This is a genomic window from Pseudomonas sp. HN11, assembly GCF_021390155.1.
GTDB lineage: Bacteria > Pseudomonadota > Gammaproteobacteria > Pseudomonadales > Pseudomonadaceae > Aquipseudomonas.
The window spans coordinates 733160-750000 of sequence record NZ_CP089985.1 but is presented as its reverse complement, the minus strand read 5'-3'; the positions used below and the strand labels follow the sequence as shown (position 1 = coordinate 750000).

The window sequence follows — 16841 nt, the reverse complement described above, 5'->3', positions numbered from 1 at the left end:
AAATCCCTCAGAAACGCAAAAGCCGGCCCCAAGGGGCCGGCTTTCAGCTTTCGTTAAGACAAGCTAGGGAAAGCAAATTGCGACGCCTCATGACTGGCCCGCTGTGGCCAGCGCTGCGTAATCGCCTTGCGACGGGTATAGAAACGCACCCCATCCGGTCCATATGCATGCAGGTCGCCAAACAGCGAACGCTTCCAACCCCCAAAACTGTGATAAGCCACCGGCACCGGCAACGGTACGTTCACGCCGACCATGCCCACTTCAATTTCGTCACAGAACAGACGCGCCGCTTCACCGTCACGGGTAAAGATGCAAGTGCCGTTGCCATATTCGTGATCGTTGATCAGCTGCATCGCCGCTTCCAGGCTATTCACCCGAACCACGCACAGCACGGGCCCAAAGATCTCTTCCTTATAGATGCGCATCTCAGGCGTGACACGGTCAAACAGGCTGCCACCGAGGAAGAAGCCTTCTTCATGCCCGGCAACACTCAACCCACGGCCATCAACCACCAGCTTGGCACCCGCCGCCACACCGTCTTCTATATAACCACTGACTTTGTCACGGGCTTGCCCAGTCACCAGTGGCCCCATATCCAGGCCGCAGGACGTGCCCGCGCCGATCTTCAGCGCCTTGACCTGCGGCACCAGCTTGGCAATCAATGCATCCGCCACCTGGTCGCCCACGCACACGGCCACCGAGATCGCCATGCAGCGCTCACCGCAAGAACCATAAGCAGCGCCCATCAAAGCACTGACGGCATTATCCAGATCCGCATCCGGCATCAGCACTGCGTGGTTCTTCGCACCACCCAGCGCCTGGACGCGTTTGCCACGCTTGGTTGCTTCGGAATAGATGTACTCGGCAATCGGCGTCGAACCCACGAAACTCAATGCTTTCACTTCCGGCGCTTCGATCAACGCGTCCACCGCTCCCTTGTCACCGTGCACCACGCTCAGCACGCCCTTAGGCAGACCGGCTTCCTGCAGCAGTTGTGCGATCAACAGTGTGGAGCTCGGATCACGCTCCGATGGTTTCAGGATAAAACAGTTACCGCAGACGATCGCCAACGGATACATCCACAACGGCACCATCGCAGGGAAATTGAACGGCGTAATGCCAGCAACTACGCCCAGCGGTTGGAAATCCGACCATGCATCAATGTTCGGTCCTACGTTGCGGCTGTACTCGCCCTTCAGAATTTCCGGCGCCGAACACGCATACTCGACGTTTTCAATCCCGCGCTTCAGTTCACCTGCGGCATCTTCCAGGGTCTTGCCATGCTCTTCGCTGATCAACTGTGAGATGCGCGCTTCGTTTTGCTCCAACAATTGCTTGAAACGAAACATCACCTGGGCACGCTTGGCCGCAGGGGTATTGCGCCAGGCTGGGAACGCCGCCTTGGCCGAGTCGATCGCTTGCTGAATAGTTTCACGACTGGCCAACGGCACCTGGTGGATCACCTGACCGGTGGACGGGTTGTACACGTCGGCGCGGCGACCGCTGTCGTTGACCAATTCACCGTTGATCAAATGCTGGATAAGGCTCATGCGGGGCTCCTGAAAAGTAGTTCTATATAGAAAGAAAAATCAGTCGATTTTGTTCAGCACTTCGCCGACCGCATCGAACAGACGATCCAGGTCCTGCGACTTGCTATTGAAGGTTGGCCCGAACTGCAGGGTGTCGCCACCAAAACGCACGTAGAAACCAGCTTTCCACAAGGCCATGCCCGCCTCGAATGGACGCACGATCGCATCGCCGTCACGCGGAGCAATCTGGATCGCACCGGCCAAACCGTAGTTGCGAATGTCGATCACGTTTTTGCTGCCCTTAAGCCCGTGCAGCGCATTCTCAAAGTGCGGCGCGACTTCGACGACGCTCTGCACCAGGTTTTCCTTCTGCAAAAGGTCCAATGCCGCCAGGCCAGCGGCGCAGGCGACCGGGTGAGCCGAGTAGGTGTAACCGTGTGGGAATTCCACCGCGTACTCCGGCGTCGCCTGGTTCATGAAGGTCTGATAGATCTCGCTGCTGGCAATCACCGCGCCCATCGGGATAGCACCGTTGGTGACTTGCTTGGCGATGCACATCAGGTCCGGGGTCACGCCGAAGCTGTCAGCGCCGAACATCGAGCCGGTACGGCCAAAGCCGGTGATCACTTCGTCAAACACCAACAGGATGTTGTGCTGGTCGCAGATCTCACGCAGACGCTTGAGGTAACCCTGTGGCGGCACCAAGACGCCTGCGGAACCGGCCATCGGTTCGACAAATACAGCGGCGATGTTCGACGCGTCATGCAGCTCAATCAGCTTGAGCAGTTCATCGGCCAGCGCGATACCGCCCTGCTCCGGCATACCGCGGGAGAAGGCGTTGCTCGCCAACAGGGTGTGTGGCAGATGGTCAACATCCATCATCGCCTGACCAAACATCTTACGGTTGCCGTTAACGCCGCCCAGGCTGGTGCCGGCGATGTTCACACCGTGGTAACCACGGGCGCGACCGATCATCTTGGTCTTGGTGGCCTGGCCTTTCAGGCGCCAGTAGGCACGCACCATCTTGACTGCAGTGTCGGCACACTCAGAGCCGGAGTCGGTGAAGAACACGTGGTTCAGGTTACCCGGCGTCAGGTCGGTGATCTTTTCCGCCAGCTGGAAGGACAAAGGATGACCGTACTGGAAGCCCGGCGAGTAGTCCAAAGTGCCCAATTGCTTGGCCACCGCCTCCTGGATTTCCTTGCGGGTGTGCCCGGCGCCGCAGGTCCACAGGCCCGACAGCGAGTCATACACCTTGCGGCCCTTATCGTCCGTCAGCCAGCTGCCTTCGGCGGCCACGATCAGGCGCGGGTCACGCTGGAAGTTACGGTTGGCGGTGTAAGGCATCCAGTGCGCGTCCAGCTTCAATTGGCTGGCCAGGGACGATGGGGCGTTTTCGGGCATGTTCATCAGCAAAACCTCGCAGGGCAAACGGCAGCGTCGGGATTGAAAAGCGTTGTTGCAGCTAAATTGCCATGTCGATAAAGTCGGTGAAATCCAACTCTTCTAACCTTCAGTCTGGACTTCACTAAACCATGAGCAGTCGTCGACCCGATCCTCTGGCCCAAGTCAGCGACTTCGATATCCGTCTGCTGCGCATCTTTCGCAGCGTGGTGGAGTGCGGCGGCTTTTCGGCGGCAGAAACCGTACTGGGCATCGGGCGTTCGGCTATCAGCCAGCAAATGAGCGATCTAGAACAACGCCTCGGATTAAGACTGTGCCAACGCGGTCGCGCCGGTTTCTCGCTGACCGAAGAAGGTCGCGAGGTCTACCAGTCCGCGCTTCAACTGTTAAGCGCTCTGGAAAGCTTTCGCACCGAGGTCAACGGCCTGCATCAACATCTGCGCGGCGAGCTGATCATTGGCCTCACCGACAACCTCGTTACCCTGCCCCATATGCGCATCACCCACGCGCTCGCCCAATTGAAGGAGCGCGGCCCGGATGTGCAGATCCAGATCCGCATGATCGCCCCCAACGAAGTCGAACAAGGTGTACTCGACGGCCGCCTGCATGTCGGCGTGGTACCGCAGGCCAGCGCGCTGTCTGGCTTGGAGTATCAACCGCTGTATAGCGAACGCTCATTGCTTTACTGCGCAGTCGGCCACCCCCTGTTCTATGCCGACGATAAGCAACTGGACGACGCTCGCATCGACAGTCAGGACGCCATCGCCCCCACCTTCCGCTTGCCTGCCGAGATCCAGGCCCACTACCAGGCACTCAACTGCACCGCCAGCGCCTCCGACCGCGAAGGCATGGCCTTCCTGATTCTTACCGGCCGTTACATCGGCTACCTGCCCGACCACTACGCCAGCCTGTGGGTACAACAAGGCCGACTGCGAGCGATGAAACCGGCTACACGTTTTTACGACTTAAGCCTCGCATCGGTCACGCGCAAGGGCCGTCGCCCCCATTTGGTGCTGGAAAGCTTCCTGGAAAGTCTGGCGGCAACCCGCTAACCCGGCCTCACAGCTGAAAACTGAGCAGTTGGACAGCTTTTTGCAACACCCCAAGGACATAGACCTTGAGTTTGCCCGCCATGCCACCAGAATCCTCCAGCCCCAGCGACCTGATCTACGGCCTCAACGATCGCCCGAAACCCGCCCCGGCATTCCTCGCGGCACTGCAACACGTGCTGGCGGCCTTCGTCGGCATCATCACCCCGCCGCTGATCATCGGCTCCACTCTGGGGCTCACTGCCCATTTGCCTTACCTGATCAGCATGGCGCTGATGGTTTCCGGCGTCGGTACTTTCATTCAGGCACGTAGGCCATTTGGCATCGGTGCCGGGATGATCTGCCTGCAAGGCACCAGCTTTGCGTTTCTCGGCGCAGTGTTGTCGGCGGGCTTTCTGGTGAAACAACGTGGCGGCAGCCCGGAAGACATCATGGCGATGATCTTCGGCGTGTGCTTTTTCGGCGCGGTGGTGCAGATTGTGCTGAGCCGTTTTATCGGGCAACTGCGCCGAGTCATCACGCCATTGGTGACCGGGATTGTCATCACCCTGATCGGCATCAGTTTGATCAAGGTAGGTATCACTGACCTGGGCGGCGGCTTCAATGCTCCCGACTTCGGCGCCCCCACCAATCTGGCGCTGGGCGTATTCGTCGTGTTGACGATCATTCTGCTCAACCGCTCCAACACACCGTGGGTGCGCCTCTCGGCAATCATCATCGGCTTGGCCCTCGGCAGTCTTGCAGCCTGGTTCAGCGGCAAGCTCGTGCCCCAAGCCCTGCCCGAGCTGCCCTTGGTCAGCCTGCCGATCCCGTTCCGTTTCGGGTTCGACTTCGACTGGGGCGCTTTCCTACCCATCGCGCTGATTTATCTGATCAGCAGCATCGAAACCGTCGGTGATCTCACCGCCAACTGCATGATCGCCCGACAGCCCATCAGCGGCCCTTCTTATATAAGCCGGCTTAAAGGTGGCGTACTTGGCGATGGCGTGAGCTGCATGATCGCCGCCACGTTCAGCGCTTTCCCCAACACCACCTTTGCGCAGAACAACGGCGTGATCCAACTCACCGGTGTGGCCAGCCGTTACGTCGGCTTATATATAGGCGTGGTGCTGTTTTGCCTCGGATTGTTTCCGTTGATTGGCGCGGTACTGCAACAAATCCCTAAACCGGTATTGGGCGGCGCGACTCTGGTGATGTTCGGCAGTGTGGCCGCCGCCGGTGTGCGCATCCTCGCCCAGGCGCCGCTGGACCGGCGCTGCATGCTGATTATCGCAACGTCGTTTGGCGTCGGTCTGGGCATCGCCGCCCAACCGAACCTGCTGCACCTGATGCCAACGCTGGTACAGAACCTGTTCGACTCCGCCATCACCAGCGGCGGCTTGACCGCCATTGTGCTGTGCCTGTTATTGCCCGAAGCCAAAGCAACCGAGGCTGCCGCAAACTACGCGCCGGAAAGCGACACACTGGAACCGCTTTGACGGTTTTATTGCATCAGGACTTGTCTGAGGCTTGAGGGTGGGTTATCTGTGCACACGTCGTCTCTATCGATCAGCACGGAAACCTCCATGAGCCTCGAAGTTCCTGCCCACAGCAACCACGCCGGTAAACCCGCCAGCCGCATTCGGCAAAAGAACGAACAAGCGATTCTCCAGGCTGCTGAAGATGAGTTCGCGCGCCATGGCTACAAAGGCACCAGCATGAACACCATTGCTGCCAGTGCCGGGTTGCCAAAGGCCAACCTGCATTATTACTTCACCAACAAGCTGGGCCTGTATATCGCTGTGCTCAGCAACATCCTCGAACTGTGGGACAGCACCTTCAACGCGCTGACCGCCGAAGACGACCCGGCCGTGGCGCTCAGCCGCTACATCCGCACCAAGATGGAGTTTTCGCGTCGCCAACCCCAAGCCTCGCGGATTTTCGCGATGGAGATCATCAGCGGCGGCGAATGCCTCACCGAATATTTCAGCCAGGACTACCGCGCCTGGTTCAGCGGGCGGGCGGCGGTGTTCCAAGCCTGGATTGACGCAGGGAAGATGGACCCGATCGATCCGGTGCACCTGATCTTCCTGCTGTGGGGCAGCACCCAGCACTATGCCGACTTTGCCACTCAGATCTGCCGCGTCACCGGTCGCACCAAGCTGACCAAACAGGACATGGAAGACGCCGGCACCAACCTGATCCACATCATTCTCAAGGGCTGCGGCATCAAGCCCGCCTATTAAACGAAGCGACTTATGCCTTTCACGCTTACCGGCCTTTGCGAGTTTCGCGAAGAAATACGCAAAAGCCGCTTTATCACCCTCGCCGCACCGATCAGCAGTCCGCATGACGCCCAGGCGTTTTTCGAGCAGCACAGCGACCTGAACGCCACACACAATTGCTGGGCCTGGAAACTCGCCGACCACTACCGCAGCAACGACGACGGTGAGCCCGGCGGCACTGCGGGTCGACCGATCCTGGCCGCCATCGAGGCCCAGGGCTTTGATCAGGTCGCGGTGCTGGTGATCCGCTGGTACGGCGGCATTCAGTTGGGCACCGGCGGTCTGGCACGTGCCTACGGCGGCGGCGCCAATAAATGCCTGCAGACTGCCGAACGTATCGAACTGATCAGCCGCGTGCCCTTGAGCTGCGCTTGCGGTTTTGCCGAGCTGAACCTGGTGAAACTGCGCGTGGCTGAAATGGGCGGACTGGTGGTCGAAGAAACCTTCACCGCCAACGGCGTCGAGCTACAACTCGCCTTGGGCGAAGCGCATATCGACACCCTGCAAATTCAACTCGCCGACCTCAGCCGTGGGCGTATCCTGCTACAACGCTGAACTCCCTGAAACGCGACGCTAAAGGAAGCTTTTCATGTCTACGCCAAAAACCGCATTGATCATCGGCGCCTCGCGCGGGCTGGGCCTTGGCCTGGTCAAGCAACTGCTCCAGGACGGCTGGGACGTGACCGCCACCGTGCGAGATCCGAGCAAGGCCGATGCCCTGAAAGCCGTGGGCCCGGTACAGATCGAGAAACTCGACATGGACGATCAGCAAGCCGTGATCGCCCTGAGCCAGCGCCTCAAGGCACGCACCTTTGACCTGCTGTTCGTCAACGCCGGCGTCAAAGGCCCTGCCAATCAGGAGCCGGGCCACGCCACATTGGCGGAAGTCGGCCAACTGTTCTTCACCAACGCAGTGGCGCCGATCAACCTGGCCCAGCGCTTTGTCGGGCAGATCCGCAAAGACAGTGGCGTACTGGCCTTCATGAGTTCGGTACTCGGCAGTGTGACCATCCCCGACGGCTCCGACCTGGCGCTGTATAAAGCCAGCAAGGCGGCACTCAACTCCATGACCAACAGCTTTATCACCCAGTTGGGCGACCACAAGCTGACGGTGCTGTCGCTGCACCCGGGCTGGGTGAAAACCGACATGGGCGGCGAAAACGCGCACATCGACGTAGACACCAGCGTGCGCGGCCTGGTGGACCAAGTGAACGCCTACACCGGTAAAGGCGGCCATCACTTCGTCGATTACAAAGGCGACACCATCGCCTGGTAAACCGCTGGGGATCGTTATCGACCGATTGCCGTCGGTAACGATCCGCGCGTAGACTGCCCCCTCGCCTTTACCGGCGACCCTGGATCAGCAGACAGGGCAACACTGAGCTGGCAAACCTGAACCCATCATTCAGAGGAGCCGGCCAATGCCTGCGACCCGTACCTGGTTAAAAAACCCCCTCGCGATTTTCACTGCCAATGGCCTCGACGCCCGTGGCGGCCTGGTGCTGCAAGACGGTGTGATCACCGAAGTGCTGGCCCAAGGCCAAGAACCCGCGCTGCCCTGCAGCCAAGTGTTCGATGCGCGTGAACATGCGGTCCTGCCGGGGCTGATCAACACCCACCATCACTTCTATCAAACCCTGACCCGCGCCTGGGCGCCTGTCGTCAATCAGCCGTTGTTTCCCTGGTTGAAAACCCTGTACCCAATCTGGGCGCGGCTTACCCCGGAAAAACTCGCCCTCGCCAGCAAAGTCGCGTTGGCCGAATTGCTGCTTTCAGGCTGCACCACGGCGGCAGACCACCACTACCTGTTCCCCGACGGCCTGGAAAACGCCATTGATGTGCAAGTCGAGAGCGTGCGCGAATTGGGCATGCGCGCCATGCTCACCCGCGGTTCCATGAGTTTGGGTGAAGCCGACGGCGGCCTGCCACCGCAACAGACCGTGCAGCAAGGCCAAGTCATCCTTGAAGACAGCCAGCGCCTGATCCACGAATACCACGAGCGTGGTGACGGCGCACAAATCCAGATCGCACTGGCTCCGTGCTCACCCTTTTCTGTCACCCCGGAAATCATGGAAGCCAGCGCCGAACTGGCCAACCGCCTGGATGTACGCCTGCACACCCACCTGGCCGAAACCCTCGACGAAGAAGATTTCTGCCTGCAGCGCTTCGGCCTGCGCACCGTGGACTACCTCGACAGCGTCGGCTGGCTCGGCCCGCGCACTTGGCTCGCGCATGGTATTCACTTCAATCCGGATGAAATTGCGCGCCTGGGCGCCGCGGGCACCGGTATCTGCCATTGCCCAAGCTCGAACATGCGCCTGGCGTCCGGCATCTGCCCCACCCTGGACCTCCTCGCGGCGGGCGCGCCCATCGGCCTGGGCGTGGACGGTTCGGCCTCCAATGATGCGTCGAATATGATCCTTGAAGCCCGTCAGGCCTTGTACATCCAGCGCCTGCGTTACGGCGCGGAAAAGATCACCCCGGAAGGTGTGCTCGGCTGGGCAACCCGAGGTTCGGCGCAGTTGCTGGGTCGTACGGATATCGGTGAACTGGCCGTGGGAAAACAGGCCGACCTGGCGCTGTTCAAGCTCGATGAGCTGCGCTTCTCCGGCAGCCACAATCCGATCTCGGCGCTGCTGCTGTGCGGCGCGGACCGTGCGGACCGGGTGATGATTGCAGGCAAATGGCGCGTTATCGACGGCCAGGTCGAAGGCCTGGACCTCAAAGGCCTGATCGCTGATCACACCCAGGCCGCGCGGCAGTTGATCGCTGGCTGATTACAACCCCAGCAGCGACAGCATGATAAAGGTCGCAAACAGCACAAAATGGGTCATCCCTTCGATGGCGTTGGTTTCGCCATCGTTGAGGTTGATTGCGCTGACAATCAGTGTGATAAACACCATCACGGTCTGTACCGGAGTCATTGCCATCTGGAACGGCTGGCCGGTGTAGAGCGCCATCGCCTCCATCACCGGCACCGTCAGGATCACGGTCGACAGCGAAGCACCCAACGCAATATTGACCACCGACTGCATGCGATTAGCCAACGCGGCGCGCAATGCCGTCAGGATCTCCGGCGCCGCTGAAATCGCCGCGACCACAATCGCCGTAATCACCGGCGGCGCCCCCGTGCCTTCCAAGCCCAGGTCCAGCGTCTTGGACATCACCTCGGCCAGTGCGCCGATCACAATCACCCCAAACACCAGGGTGCCGATGGAAAACGCCAGGTTGACTGGCGGCGCCTGCTCTTCTTCCGGCAGTTTCTTGCGGCGTTTTTCCGGGTAGCTGTAGCTGAAGAAATAACTGTGCGGCCCCACCTGCATGCGCAGGAACAGGGTGTACAACACCACCATCGCGCCAATGGTGAAGGCCGAGTAAATCTTCCAGTCGGCTTCGGGGATGAATTCCGGAACGACCATCGACACGCCCATGGCGGTGAGGATCATCACGCTGTAGGTACGAGCAGAATCATCGTTGTAGGACTGTTCGCCGTGTTTGATGCCGCCCATCAGCGCGGCCAGGCCCAGGATGCCGTTGATATCAAGCATCACCGCTGAATAGATAGTGTCCCGCACCAGGGTGGGCGACGGTTCATTGCTCATCATGATCGCCAGGATCACCACTTCCACCAACACCGCGGCGAGGGTGAGGATCATGGTGCCGTAGGGGTCACCGACTTTTTCCGCCAGTTGCTCGGCATGGTGGGCCACGCGCATCGACGCCACTACGATAAAGCCGATCAACACCACGCCGGCCAGCAACGCCGTGATCTGCCCGCTGTGCAGCATCCAGTGTTCCAACGGGTAGGCGGCGATGGCGGCAATCAGCGCCAACAGCATGAATTTTTCTTGCTTGAGGGATATGAGCATTCCGGGCCTTTTAGTGCGGCAAATCAGTCATTGATGGGGTACAGACTGCGTCACGCCGCTAACGTTTCGTTACACCTTAGTTCACGCAGCCTTTGCGCGAATGCAACGAAAACAATCCTGCTGGTCAGGTTTTGCCGATTATTTCGGCCATGGCCTGTAGAATGCCGCCATTGCACCTGATGAGAATTAAGAAAATGTACGATTGGCTCAACGCCCTGCCCAAGGCTGAACTGCACCTGCACCTGGAAGGCTCCCTGGAGCCTGAGCTGCTGTTCGCCCTGGCCGAGCGCAACAAGATTGCGCTGCCGTGGAACGATGTCGAAACCCTGCGCAAGGCCTACGCCTTCAACAACCTGCAAGAGTTTCTCGACCTGTATTACAAGGGCGCCGATGTGTTGCGCACCTCACAGGATTTTTACGACCTGACCTGGGCCTATCTGCTGCGCTGCAAAGAGCAGAACGTGATCCACACCGAACCCTTCTTCGATCCGCAGACCCACACCGACCGTGGCATCCCGTTCGAAGTGGTGCTCAACGGCATCGCCGCAGCACTCAAAGATGGCGAGCAGCAACTGGGCATCACCAGTGGCCTGATCCTCAGCTTCCTGCGCCACCTGAGCGAAGCCGAGGCCGAGAAAACACTGGACCAGGCCTTGCCGTTCCGTGACGCATTCGTGGCCGTGGGCCTGGACAGCTCGGAAATGGGTCACCCGCCGAGCAAGTTTCAGCGCGTATTCGACCGTGCTCGCCATGAAGGCTTCCTCACCGTGGCCCACGCTGGCGAAGAAGGTCCGCCGGAGTACATCTGGGAAGCCATCGACCTGCTGAAAATCCAGCGTATCGACCACGGCGTGCGCGCCATCGAAGACGAGCGCCTGATGCAGCGCATCATCGACGAACAGATCCCGCTGACCGTGTGCCCACTGTCCAACACCAAGCTGTGCGTGTTTGACGACATGGCCCAGCACAACATCCTCGACATGCTTGAGCGTGGCGTGAAGGTGACGGTGAACTCGGATGACCCGGCGTACTTCGGCGGTTATGTCACCGAGAACTTCCACGCCCTGCACACCTCGTTGGGCATGACCCAGGACCAAGCCAAACGCCTGGCGCAGAACAGCCTGGATGCACGCCTCGTAAAGCCGTAACCAGGTAGAAAAGGATTGGCCATGTCACGCAGGCATGGCCAATCGCGTAATTTCCCGATGTCCTACGGCGTTGACCCGTAAAGCCTGGGACTCGTTGATCACACTGATCCAGTTCGACTGCAGAAATAATTGCAACAACCCCACCCCCAACGCACCACCCAGATGAGGTTGGTGCTGACTCCAGTCGTAACAATTACATACCAGCGGCGACGCCAGGCCTTGGGTAAAAATCCCCAGGTTTGCCAGGCGCTGCGCGCCTTTGACCGTGATATCGGCACGCTGCTCATGGTGCTCGATCCAGCCGGCGTCCAGCAGATGTTGATACAACTGCGCGCCCAATTCCCCGCCGAGGTGTCCATGGCACAACCGGGCATGACGTAACAGCGCCGGAGCAATCAGGGCCGGCGGTAAGGCATCCGGTGCATTGCGTGCGGCGCAAGCCATGGTGGTCCTGGCCAAGGCATCAATGGCAGCGCTGACATCAGGTGCCGCTACGCGAAACAGGCGCTTGCCACGCCTGGCCTCTACCCGCAGCAAACCACCGGCAGTCAGTCGCGCCAGGTGCGCATTGGCGGATGTCGGTGACAACCCGGCGAGCATCGCCAGCTCTACCGGCGACCTGGCCGAGCCATCCATCAACGCCCATATCATGGCGGTGCGCTTGGGTTCGGCGAGCAAGCTGGCGATGCGACTGATGCAAGGTGCTTCTTCCATCGTTTCACTCCCTATTGGCTTATTTTTCTAATGAGGTTGACGCCAAAGTATAGGACCGCAAATCGCCGGTTCCACGGCGTCTGACAGCCTGGATAGGGACGGGATCTGAGTGAAATTTCCTGCTGTGGTGGAGGGCGTTACGTAGAGCTCAATCGTTCCGGTAATTGAGCGGTCAACGTCGCACAACGGGAGACAAGCATTTCCCGCAACAGGTTGATGGGCTTGCTCAGTTGTGCGCGATGAGCACACAACAGATTGAGCGGGGTACGCTCGCCACGCAGCTCCGGCAGGATCAGGCGCAAACGCCCGGCCAACACGTCGGTACACACATCCAGCCAGGATTTGTAGGCAATGCCCACGCCCGCCACCGCCCAGCGGCGGACCACATCCGCATCATCACTGAACCGGTCGCCGGTGACGGTCAGACTGACTTCGCGTTTACCGTCGTGAAAGGTCCAGTGGTCGTGGACCCGGCTACCGAGCATATACAACAGGCAATTGTGCTGGGCCAGTTGCTCCAGGTGCCGGGGCTCGCCGTAGCGCGCAAGGTAGCCGGGCGACGCGCACAGCACACGGACGTTGTTCGGCGCGACGGGCAGTGCAATTAGGCTGGAGTCTTCTGGCTCACCGTAACGCAAGGCGATGTCCACCGGCTGGCGGAACAGATCGGCAATCCGATCACCCAATAACAGGCGCACGGTAAGTTGTGGGTACTCCCGCTGGAATTCATCCAGCCATGGCAGCAATTGGTTGCGCCCAAAATCCGAAGGGGCCGACAGTTGCAGCACCCCGCTGACATGGTCCTGGCCGCTGGCCAATAAGCGCCGCCCCTCGTCCAGCGAGCTCAGCGCAGCGCGGGCATATTCCAGAAAGCCTTCACCTTCGGCGGTCAGGCGCAGGCTTCGGGTGGAGCGTGCGAGCAAACGCGTACCCAGTTGCTGTTCGATACGCTTGAGTGCCGCACTCGCCACGGCAGGCGACAAGTCCATCACCCGTGCCGCAGCCGACAGGCTGCCCAAGTCAGCTGCACGCACAAACAATTGCAAATCATCAAAACGCAGCATGCATCCCCGCCAATTTTCAATATTTTGTTGAAACAGACTGCTGTTTTAGCCGCTTTTATCTGTACGGGAAATAGCCAATCATCTCTGCATCCCGTTCATCACCTGTCTGGAGCTGAAGATGCCCACCGCCTTTAACGTCATCGCCACGCTGATCGCCAAACCTGGCCAACAGGCCACCCTGGAAACTTTGCTGCGCGGCCTGCTGGAACCCACTCGCCTGGAAGCCGGTTGCGAGCAATACGACTTGCACCAGGATCTGCAACACCCCGAAACCTTCTACATGCTCGAACGCTGGAGTGACGACGCGGCGCTGGCCGACCACGACCAGAGCGCGCATATCCAGAGCTTTCGCGCCAAGGCCGCTGATGTGATCGAACACTTCGAACTCAAGCGCCTGAAGTTTCTCGCCTGATCCCCCTTTTCTGGAGCCATCATGAAAGCCATTGCCTACTACGCCTCACTGCCGATCAACGATCCCAACGCCCTGCAAGACATCGAACTGCCAGCGCCCGTCGCTGGCCCGCGTGACCTGTTGGTGGAAGTCAGAGCCATCTCGGTCAACCCGGTGGACACCAAGGTGCGCCAGAACGTCGCCCCGGAAAATGGCGCCGCCAAGGTGCTGGGCTGGGACGTGGCCGGTGTGGTCAAGGCCGTCGGCAGCGACGTGACGCTGTTCAAGGCCGGTGACAAGGTGTTTTACGCGGGTTCACTGGTGCGTCCGGGCGGCAACAGCGAACTGCACACCGTGGATGAACGCATCGTCGGCCATATGCCGAAAAGCCTGGGCTTTGCCGAAGCCGCCGCGCTGCCGCTGACCGCCATCACCGCCTGGGAGTTGCTGTTCGAACGCCTGCAAGTCCAGGAAGGTCAACAGAATGAAGGCCAGAGCCTGCTGATCGTTGGCGCTGCCGGTGGCGTGGGATCGATCCTGACCCAACTCGCCAGCCAGCTCACCGCGTTGAAAGTGATCGGCACCGCTTCTCGCCCGGAAACCCAAGAGTGGGCCAAGGCCCTCGGCGCCGACCTGGTGATCGACCACAGCCAACCGCTGAGCGAAGCGTTGAAAGCCGCCGGCCACCCGCAGGTGACCCACGTCGCCAGCCTGACCCAGACCGATCATCACCTGGACCAGTTGGTCGAAGCTCTGCAACCCCAGGGCAAGCTGGCGCTGATCGACGATCCCAAGGCGCTGGACGTCAGCAAGCTCAAGCGCAAGAGTCTGTCGTTGCACTGGGAGTTCATGTACACGCGTTCGATGTTCGAGACCCCGGACATGATCGAACAGCACAACCTGCTCAACCGCGTGGCCGAACTGATCGACGCCGGCACCCTGAAAACCACGATGGGCGAGCACTTCGGTGTGATCAATGCGGCGAACCTGCGGCGCGCCCATGCATTGCTGGAAAGCGGCAAGGCCAAGGGCAAGATCGTGCTGGAAGGTTTCTGAAATAATAGCTGTCAGGGTCGTCCATTATTCATGTGAGTAATGGACGACACCGCTAGTCAGAGAGTTGACCTTTGTCATCTTTGTGAGCGTATTCGGGTTTATATTGGCCGCCTTTGCCACGATTCTTTTACGTGAGGAAGTCAGCAATGAAAATCCTGATAAAAGCGTTAGCAAAATCCGCAGGCAATAAATGGCAGGTCCGTCTCGACCAGGACGCCTTCACCTTCCGCACCGAGGCCGAGGCCCGTGCCTTTGCCGACACCCTGCAAGCGCGTATCCAGGCCCCTCACCGTTTTCCAAACAGCCAGCAGCGCTCCGCCGCTGGCTGATCCACTGTTCAGACCTGCGCCTGCAAAGCCCGTTTGCGTTGCAGGCGTTGGGTCGACATCGCAATCGTCACCGCCAACACACCGCACAAGCTGATGACCATGGCCATCGGCATCGCCGTGCCGTCGTGCAGAACCCCGACCAACGACGCCGCTCCCGCCGCCACGCCGAACTGGATGCAGCCGAGCAACGCCGAAGCGCTGCCGGCCCGTGCACCCTGCCCGCTCATGGCACAGGCCGAGGTATTGGGCAGAATGCAGCCCAGACTGGCGATGCAGATAAACAAGGGCACCAGCAATGGCCACAGCGCATCGGTGCGCAACGCCGCGATACCCAGCAAAGTCAACGCTGCCAGCAGATAGACCCACACACTGCGCGACAACAGAAACGCCGGGCCACGCTTGGACAGCAATCGCGCGTTGACTTGCGCCACCAGGATAAAGCCCGCAGCGTTGGAACCAAACAGCCAACCATAATGCTCAGCAGGCACGCCGTAGAGCTGGATGAAGACGAAAGGTGAACCGGCGATGTAGGCAAACATCCCGGCAATCGAAATACCACCGGTGAGGGCATACCCCAGATAAACCCGGTCCGACAACAGCGCGGCATAGCGACGCAACGACCCGGACAACGGCTGACGCGGTTGATGGGCCGGGAATGTTTCCGGCAGCCCGACGGCCACGGCGATGGCCGCCATCACGCTGAAGATCGACAGAGCGAGAAAAATCGACTGCCAGCCCCATATTCCCACCATCAGCCCGCCCGCCAGCGGTGCAAGGATCGGCGCCAGCCCGGTGACCAGCATTAGTTGGGAAAACACTTTGGCCGAGCCGACCGCGTCGCATTTGTCACTGACCACCGCGCGGGAAATCACCATGCCGGCGCAGCCACCGAGGGCCTGCACGAAACGCGCGCCGATCAGCCATTCCAGGGATGGCGCAAAGGCGCAGGCAAACGAAGCCAGGGTAAACAGCGTGACACCACTGAGCAGCGGACCGCGTCGACCAAAGCGGTCCGCCAGCGGGCCATAGATCAATTGGCCGATGGCCAGGCCACCGAAATACACCGCCAGGGTCAGTTGGATGTGTTTTTCATCGGTCGCGAAGGCCTTGGCCATGGCCGGAAAACCGGGCAGGTAAAAATCGATCGCTAATGGCGCGAAGGCGCTCAAGGCACCCAAAATCAGGATTATGCGTAGGTTCATCGGGCACCCAAGTGAGACGGCAGCCCGATAGTCTAGCCGCGCTTGGGTGCATTGAACACGATAGCTCGCTAACTATTTGTTCGCGTCAGGCGAGCCTGGCGCTATAGCCCTCTTCGGTGATTGTCGCGATCACTTGCTCGGCAGACAAGCGGCTTTCGACGCCCACTTCCTTGGTCGCCAGGTCGACTTTCACGCTGGCCGCCGGATCCTGGCTCTGCACTGCCTGGGTCACCGCTCGAACGCAATGGCCGCAGGTCATTCCTTCAACGCTGAATACTTGCATGACATGACTCCTTTGATGAGGTAGGACCCAGTCTCGACCTTGCCACGATGGCAAGGTCAAGTTCCGCAAACTTCTGCCGGGCTGGTATTTGGCCGCTTCAAAGGCCAAGCTTCACCCATCTTTGATTCACACCACGGAGCATTCGCCATGCGCTGGTCGTTTTTTGCCCTTGCGGGCCTGATGAGTTTGTCGGCCGCTGCGCCCCAAGCCTTCGCCGCAGAAGACTATGCGGTGTTGATCATTTCCCGGGAACGCCTGGAAGTGCCGACCAACTGCGAAATCGGCCTGTACCTGAATGACCAGCTGGCGGGCCGGCTGTTCCAGGAGCAAGCCACATCGTTCAATCTGCCGGCAGGCAATCTGTCCTTGCGCCTGAAGCTGCTGCCAGGCCAATCCCCTGGCTGCCTGCCGGGCATGTTGGCGCCGCCGGCGCAGAACATCACGCTCAAGGCCGGTGACGTGCGCAAATTGCGTATCGCCCAGGGTCCGGATGGGATGTACCTCAAAGCCGCCAGTTTGGAATATTAAAGGGCGCTTGA

Annotated in this window: 18 protein-coding genes; 11 read left to right on the top strand and 7 right to left on the bottom strand. The window is 59.9% G+C overall.

All coding sequences use genetic code 11. From position 1 onward, the window contains the following. Positions 1 to 53 precede the first annotated feature (53 nt). Entirely contained in the window at positions 54 to 1550 is a 1497-nt protein-coding gene (locus LVW35_RS03285; RefSeq protein ID WP_233893713.1) for a CoA-acylating methylmalonate-semialdehyde dehydrogenase, read from the bottom strand. Between the two features lie 39 nt (positions 1551 to 1589). Beyond that, positions 1590 to 2939 carry an aspartate aminotransferase family protein gene (locus LVW35_RS03280; RefSeq protein ID WP_233893712.1) on the bottom strand — a complete coding sequence of 450 codons (1350 nt, stop codon included), beginning with the start codon at positions 2937 to 2939 and terminating at the stop codon, positions 1590 to 1592. Positions 2940 to 3064: 125 nt separating this feature from the next. Here LVW35_RS03280 and LVW35_RS03275 point away from each other — a divergent pair, with 125 nt between their 5' ends. From LVW35_RS03275 to LVW35_RS03250, 6 genes are all read left to right on the top strand, one after another. Further along, complete coding sequence (locus tag LVW35_RS03275) at positions 3065 to 3985, top strand: LysR family transcriptional regulator (RefSeq protein ID WP_233893711.1); 921 nt, start codon at positions 3065 to 3067, stop codon at positions 3983 to 3985. Positions 3986 to 4065: 80 nt separating this feature from the next. Further along, positions 4066 to 5460, top strand: coding sequence for a uracil-xanthine permease family protein (locus LVW35_RS03270; protein ID WP_233896384.1), 1395 nt, complete (start codon positions 4066 to 4068; stop codon positions 5458 to 5460). 87 nt (positions 5461 to 5547) lie between these two features. After that, the gene (locus LVW35_RS03265; protein WP_233893710.1) at positions 5548 to 6207 is read left to right on the top strand and encodes a TetR/AcrR family transcriptional regulator; all 660 of its coding nucleotides are present in this window, start codon (positions 5548 to 5550) and stop codon (positions 6205 to 6207) included. 12 nt (positions 6208 to 6219) lie between these two features. Next, positions 6220 to 6801, top strand: a complete 582-nt coding sequence (locus LVW35_RS03260) for an IMPACT family protein (RefSeq protein ID WP_233893709.1) — start codon at positions 6220 to 6222, stop codon at positions 6799 to 6801. A gap of 34 nt (positions 6802 to 6835) precedes the next feature. Further along, a complete protein-coding gene (locus LVW35_RS03255) occupies positions 6836 to 7522 on the top strand; it encodes an SDR family oxidoreductase (RefSeq protein WP_233893708.1) in 687 nt (228 codons plus the stop codon). A 145-nt stretch (positions 7523 to 7667) separates the two neighbouring features. Beyond that, positions 7668 to 9023 (top strand): 8-oxoguanine deaminase, encoded by a 1356-nt coding sequence (locus tag LVW35_RS03250; protein WP_233893707.1) that lies wholly within the window; start codon positions 7668 to 7670, stop codon positions 9021 to 9023. Here LVW35_RS03250 and LVW35_RS03245 read toward each other — a convergent pair whose 3' ends face one another. Beyond that, positions 9024 to 10115 (bottom strand): calcium:proton antiporter, encoded by a 1092-nt coding sequence (locus LVW35_RS03245; protein WP_233893706.1) that lies wholly within the window; start codon positions 10113 to 10115, stop codon positions 9024 to 9026. Between the two features lie 194 nt (positions 10116 to 10309). Between LVW35_RS03245 and LVW35_RS03240 the strand changes: the two genes are divergently transcribed. Beyond that, positions 10310 to 11263 carry an adenosine deaminase gene (locus LVW35_RS03240; protein ID WP_233893705.1) on the top strand — a complete coding sequence of 318 codons (954 nt, stop codon included), beginning with the start codon at positions 10310 to 10312 and terminating at the stop codon, positions 11261 to 11263. Between the two features lie 24 nt (positions 11264 to 11287). On the opposite strand, the gene LVW35_RS03235 is transcribed toward LVW35_RS03240, so the two are convergent. Continuing rightward, positions 11288 to 11977, bottom strand: a complete 690-nt coding sequence (locus LVW35_RS03235; protein WP_233893704.1) for an ArsR/SmtB family transcription factor — start codon at positions 11975 to 11977, stop codon at positions 11288 to 11290. Between the two features lie 137 nt (positions 11978 to 12114). Continuing rightward, on the bottom strand, positions 12115 to 13041 hold the full coding sequence (locus LVW35_RS03230) for a LysR family transcriptional regulator (protein ID WP_233893703.1): 927 nt from the start codon (positions 13039 to 13041) through the stop codon (positions 12115 to 12117). Between the two features lie 118 nt (positions 13042 to 13159). Between LVW35_RS03230 and LVW35_RS03225 the strand changes: the two genes are divergently transcribed. The 3 genes from LVW35_RS03225 (at position 13160) to LVW35_RS03215 (ending at position 14817) form a co-directional block, all read left to right on the top strand. Next, positions 13160 to 13453, top strand: coding sequence for a putative quinol monooxygenase (locus tag LVW35_RS03225; protein WP_010213420.1), 294 nt, complete (start codon positions 13160 to 13162; stop codon positions 13451 to 13453). A gap of 21 nt (positions 13454 to 13474) precedes the next feature. Next, positions 13475 to 14488, top strand: coding sequence for a zinc-binding alcohol dehydrogenase family protein (locus tag LVW35_RS03220; RefSeq protein WP_233893701.1), 1014 nt, complete (start codon positions 13475 to 13477; stop codon positions 14486 to 14488). 146 nt (positions 14489 to 14634) lie between these two features. Next, positions 14635 to 14817, top strand: coding sequence for a hypothetical protein (locus tag LVW35_RS03215; protein WP_010213424.1), 183 nt, complete (start codon positions 14635 to 14637; stop codon positions 14815 to 14817). Positions 14818 to 14825: 8 nt separating this feature from the next. Here the strand turns inward: LVW35_RS03215 and LVW35_RS03210 are convergent, their stop codons facing one another. Beyond that, complete coding sequence (locus tag LVW35_RS03210; RefSeq protein ID WP_233893699.1) at positions 14826 to 16019, bottom strand: multidrug effflux MFS transporter; 1194 nt, start codon at positions 16017 to 16019, stop codon at positions 14826 to 14828. Positions 16020 to 16104: 85 nt separating this feature from the next. Then, positions 16105 to 16302 carry a heavy-metal-associated domain-containing protein gene (locus LVW35_RS03205; RefSeq protein WP_233893698.1) on the bottom strand — a complete coding sequence of 66 codons (198 nt, stop codon included), beginning with the start codon at positions 16300 to 16302 and terminating at the stop codon, positions 16105 to 16107. A gap of 147 nt (positions 16303 to 16449) precedes the next feature. Here LVW35_RS03205 and LVW35_RS03200 point away from each other — a divergent pair, with 147 nt between their 5' ends. After that, on the top strand, positions 16450 to 16830 hold the full coding sequence (locus LVW35_RS03200; RefSeq protein WP_233893697.1) for a hypothetical protein: 381 nt from the start codon (positions 16450 to 16452) through the stop codon (positions 16828 to 16830). Positions 16831 to 16841 lie beyond the last annotated feature (11 nt).